This is a genomic window from Maribacter sp. UBA3344 (assembly GCF_002362375.1).
Lineage (GTDB): Bacteria > Bacteroidota > Bacteroidia > Flavobacteriales > Flavobacteriaceae > Maribacter > Maribacter dokdonensis.
Map to the genome: position 1 here is coordinate 28438 of NZ_DERI01000029.1, position 295 is coordinate 28732.

The following is a 295-nucleotide window of genomic DNA, read 5'->3' on the forward strand; positions in this document are numbered from 1 at the left end:
AGGAATTACAATAGTCTGAGTATTATCGTTTGTGCCACCGAATGTCAATGTCTGGGTATCTTGAGGAACACCTGTGTAATCGCTACCTTCTATGGTAGTCCCATCAACGGTATAATATTCAACCGTGAACTCGTCTTGAACATCTGCATTTAGTATGACATCAAGAGATACGGTACCTGCATCCTCGTTCACATCAATAGAAGTGATATCGAATTGTACTCCGTATAAAGAAGGATCGGCATCGTTATCAATAATATTTACCGTAGCCGTATCATTGGCAAGAATACCTACGATA

General features: G+C 40.0%; 1 protein-coding gene. It reads right to left on the minus strand.

The features are described from left to right. Positions 1-295 (minus strand): Calx-beta domain-containing protein (locus B2Z27_RS17535; protein ID WP_286814654.1); only part of this gene is annotated, 295 nt, incomplete at both ends.